The organism is Roseateles sp. (assembly GCF_044373315.1).
Classification (GTDB): Bacteria; Pseudomonadota; Gammaproteobacteria; order Burkholderiales; family Burkholderiaceae_C; genus JACDQM01.
This window is the reverse complement of the sequence record NZ_JBILQK010000222.1, coordinates 1-4,573: the sequence shown is the minus strand read 5'-3', so window position 1 is coordinate 4,573 and position 4,573 is coordinate 1. Positions and strand designations below refer to the sequence as shown.

Here is a 4,573-nt window from a genome sequence, read left to right as displayed (position 1 = left end):
AACTTAGTTTCTATTTCAAGTTCCTTCGCCTTTAGCTTTTCCTTGTCCTTGATGTTGTTCTTGGCGTTCTCCATGTCTGCCAAGTATAGGTTGTACTTTATGTCGTAGCCATTACGCCAGTTGTCCTCCGCTTCTTGCAGTGCCGTAGCCTCCGCCCTTAGCGATTTCTCTAAGTCACTTATTATTTCTTGGCGTGCCTGCTTTTGCTTTTGGCCTGAGGCTTTGATACCTTGTGCTTTTTTGTCGCCAGCCTTTTCCAATTCAGTAGCAAATTTGCCCTCTTTTTCTAATTGAGAATTATTAAGGAACTCTATTTTGCGGTCATATTCTTCATTTATCTTAAGCCTTTCCTCATTATTTTTGCTCTTTTTTAAAGCAATGCCCCTTTCTGCTTCCAAATTAGACCTTTGCTTGTTAATTCTTTCTTTTTCTATCTTGTCAGATTGTTTGTTGATTTCTATAACATTGGTTTGGTACTTTTTAAGGTCTTGTAAATTTTTTAGTTGTTCAGCTATATACAAGCCTGTACCAGTGTCTCTACCCGATTGACTTAGCATTCTCTTTAATTGTCCAGAAGCCTTTTCTAAGTCAGAAAAATCAACATTCTTAAATAAATCATTCTGTGCCGCCTTAGAAAGGCTTTGCTGTAATGTTTTTATCTTATCACTATTAAAGTCTAATCTAGCTTGTTGTGCAAGTAATGCAATATTTGTACTTAAAAGGCTATTGCTACTTCTTATTGAAGAGTTAAAGTCTTTCATGCTTGCAGTACTTGCATCCATGCCCTTGAAGTAATCAGGATATTGGTCTATAATTCTTTTGGCCGCTATCCTGTATTCGTCACTACCCTCTTTGAGTTTTGATAAGTTATTTATTTCTTGATTTGCAAGCTTGTTCTTAACAATCATAGAGTTAGCCTCCTCGTTGTTGGCAATAGCTCCTTTCAAAGTTGACATCCTAGACTCTTCTTGTGCATCTGATAACATCTCAAATGCCTTTATTACCGCATATATACCAGCAGTCCAAGCAACCATTGGTCCCATAGTTGCATACAAGTTCGCAGCCCATGCCTTTGTTGCAGTAGCCAATCTACCAAGTACCGTTGTAGCCTTTATTTTTGCTGCCGTATTTGCATCCGTAGCCGCCATTTCAGCCGCTATTTGCATAGATGCAGCTCTGCTTACGCCTATTTCTTTTTCCTTGGCAAGTATCTTTTTTTCTATTGAAGCAATTTCCGCTTGATTTGAATTTATATGCTTACCATTTGTAGCTATGTTTTTTTCTTTTTGTAAGTTTATCTTTTTGAGTTCCAAGTTCTCCAGCTCCATTGCTTTTACTTGTTGCTCAGTAGTAATTACAAGTTGCCTTTTAGCTAATATCTCATCCTTTATAGTTTTTATACTAAGAGCCTTATCTGCCCTGCCTTGCCTATTAGATACAATTATCTTTTCTTGTTGTGCTAATTTCTCTTGAAGAGTTACTATTTCCTTTTGATTAGTTGCTATAAGCTCATTCTTTGATATAATATCTTGCTTATTTGAAGCAGTTAATTGCAAGTTTGCTTCTATCAACTTCCACGTCTCTGCAATTTGTTTTTCAAGTAACAAAATCTCATTCCTGTACCCTTCTTGCTTCAAGGTCATTCTGTTCATTGCCTTCATTTCGACTTCAATCAACTTTAACTCCTCCGCAGTCTTTGCACTTATCGCTAGCCTAGTCTGATTTATCGCTGCCGCCTCAGCCGTTTCAGCGTTGGTCATTTCCACCGCCTTAGCTATTGATGCTTGCTTAGCCAATACACCTTCTTCCACTACCAAATTTACAGCCTTTTGGCTTTCTGCCATTAGGTAATTCTTAGCCGTAAGAAGTATTTGCAGTGCCTTGTAACTTGCAAAAAACTGAGCCAAGTTCTTTACCACAGTCATAGTACGTGCAAATGCCGCCTCAGTACCTGCAAGACCCTCAACTACACTTGTAGCAAAAGAAAGAAAACTTTTTCCCGTGCCTTGGAAATAGTCGCCTATTTGCCCCATTGCGTAGAAAACCGTATCTTTTAAGTTACTTATTCTACCCGCAACGGTTTGTGCTTGAATGTCCATTAAGCCCGCAAAAACTCCACCAGCATTTCCTGCACTCAATATAGCCTTCTCAAATATCTCAAAGCTTATTTTACCGTCAGATATAGCCTTAGCCATATCTTGTATCTTTATGCCCGTCTGTTCAGCCAATAAAGACAACATCGGAATACCCGTCTCGTTTATCTGCCTTAGTTCAGTACCCATTAGCTTTCCAGCCGATTGCACCTGAGTAAATGCGTATATCAACCTTTTTAACCCTTCATCACCCAATCCCAAGGCACTTGCAGAGTTACCTAATGACCTCAATACAGGTATTGTCTTTTTTTGTATTTCATCTGCACTTAACCCTACCGCCTTGAAAGACGATATAAGCTTTTGTACACTAGTTACCGTTTCCTCAAATTGAAAAGGACTTTCTTTTACAAATTCCTTTACCTCCGCAAATAAGCCAGCAGATGCCGTCTTGTCTTTTAGTAAGGCATCCAATGATAACTTAAACGCTTGTATTTGCGACTGTGCGTTAAATATGTTAGTAGTGAAGTCTAAGAAGCTATTTACCCCTATCACCGCAGCAAGCCCACCCATTGAGCCCCTAAGCAAGTCTATTGAGCCACGGAATTGGTTCATCCCGTTGGCTGCCTTGCCCATCTGCTCGTTTTGTAGCTTTAACTCTTGCCTCTTGCGTTGTATTTCATTTATTGATGCCCTCGTAGCAGCAGCCGCCTCCCTTTCTTGTTGCGTTTGAAGCCTACTTTGTGCCGTTAACTTGTTCAAGTCGGCTATTGCAGCTCTTTGCTCTGCTGCGTTTGCCCTTGAAAGTTGCGTGAGGTACTTTGTAGCCTCGGCAAGCTCCTTGGTTGTTATCGATACCGTCTTTAGCCTTGCTATTAGCTGATTGATGTCGGATAAGTCGGTGATAAAATCGAACTTAGCCGAATCCACTGTCTGTGCCATATCTTTGTAAAGTTGTGTGTTATTTCTTTTGTGCCTTCTCTATTTCCTCGTTGCTTTTTCTAATCTTTTCATTACACATCAAGACTTCAGCGATGTAATCCATGATTGAGGCTTTCTCAAATTCAGAGCGGTTAATCCCCATAGTGCTCGCAACGCTTTGGCAGGTTTCGAGAAACTTTTTTGTAGTCTCATTTCGTCTAAAAGACTTGAGTGCTTTTGTATGTCCAATATCAACAAGTTTCTTGCGTGGTTCAGGCTCTCTTGGCTCTGACTCCTTGACGCCATAGAGGCTGTTAAGTTGAGTAATTGCTGTGTCCAACTGAACTCTGCGATTGAAGAAAGTCTCCAAAAAAAACTTGCGAAGTCCTCCCCGCCTTCAGAATTGATCGCTATTGAAAAATCATACATTTTCCTTGCTGTCTCCGAGTAATCGATATCATAAGGATTTTCATTAGGAGTTATCAATGCCACCGCACATACCTCACACATTGCTCCTTCTATATTAAAGTTCTCGTAATGGTATTTAAAGGTCGATATTAAAGCAAGAAGTTCTGTTTGCTTCTTCTTGTAAACCATATCATCATAAGTGTAGTCCGAAAGTTCTTCTACCTTTTCCTCTATTTCGCTTAGGTAGTCCAAGCTTACATCCTTGTTTACACCATTTTCTTCGTAAAACCTTACCATGCTTGTATAATGCAAATACCTCTTAGCCGTAATCATGCCCAGCCCATCCGCAAAACTGTAATAATCTTTCCCGTTTAACGTAAATAGCTTCTCCTTGGCTATTATACCCTTGCTCATAGCGTCCTTGAAGTAAAAGTGTGGTTCTACCTTCGCCACTTCCATTTCGTCCTTACTCGTGTTAAATACGGGTGCTTCCTCTTTCTTCTTTTGCCAAAATTTCCAATTCATTTATTCTTTGTTTAATATTGTTTCGTTTGTGTTAAATGATAGTTCAAAGGCATAGTTTGAGAATGGTCTGTCTTCGTTGGGTGTGAAATACCTTTCGTAAACCGCTATTGAGTCGGTGTCTATGCTTACCTCTTGGAGTTCTTTCATGTCTAACGCCTTTATTACCTCTCCAAGCACATACCAATCGTTTACTATTAGTATTAGCTTTACAGGTACAGTTGCGTTGGAGTATCGGTCAATCTCTATTGTATCGCTAGCAATAGCGAACATCATATTGCCTCCTTTGTATGTTATTGGTGTGAAGTTATTGAAAGAGTTGATTCTGCGTAGCAATGTTTCGCCACCACGCCCATTGGTTTGGTCTAAAATTCCGTAGTCTTCTATGTCACCACAGAACACGTCTTTGATTTGCTCTACAACCTCGCTAAAGTCCATTTACTTCTTTTTTTTAGCAAAAATAAAGTATTGGAAGTTGCTTTTTGAAAGAATTGTAAAAATATTAAAGTCTTTGGATTCTTTGTTTGAAGAAAGTTAAAGTCTTTTTGGCTTGTGCCATACTCATGTTGTAGTTTGAGCTTCCGAACTTCTCATCGTGGATTTGAGCCAATTCGTTGTAAGTTATATCACTC

3 protein-coding genes are annotated in these 4,573 nt (G+C 39.4%); all 3 read right to left on the bottom strand.

Going from position 1 to position 4,573, the window contains the following annotated elements; all coding sequences use genetic code 11:
- On the bottom strand, positions 1 to 3,032 hold a 3,032-nt coding region (locus ACIQ67_RS20720), incomplete at its 3' end, for a tape measure protein (protein WP_397536262.1).
- Positions 3,033 to 3,110: 78 nt separating this feature from the next.
- Entirely contained in the window at positions 3,111 to 3,944 is an 834-nt protein-coding gene (locus ACIQ67_RS20715; protein WP_397536261.1) for a hypothetical protein, read from the bottom strand.
- A complete protein-coding gene (locus ACIQ67_RS20710; RefSeq protein WP_397536260.1) occupies positions 3,945 to 4,379 on the bottom strand; it encodes a hypothetical protein in 435 nt (144 codons plus the stop codon).
- Positions 4,380 to 4,573 lie beyond the last annotated feature (194 nt).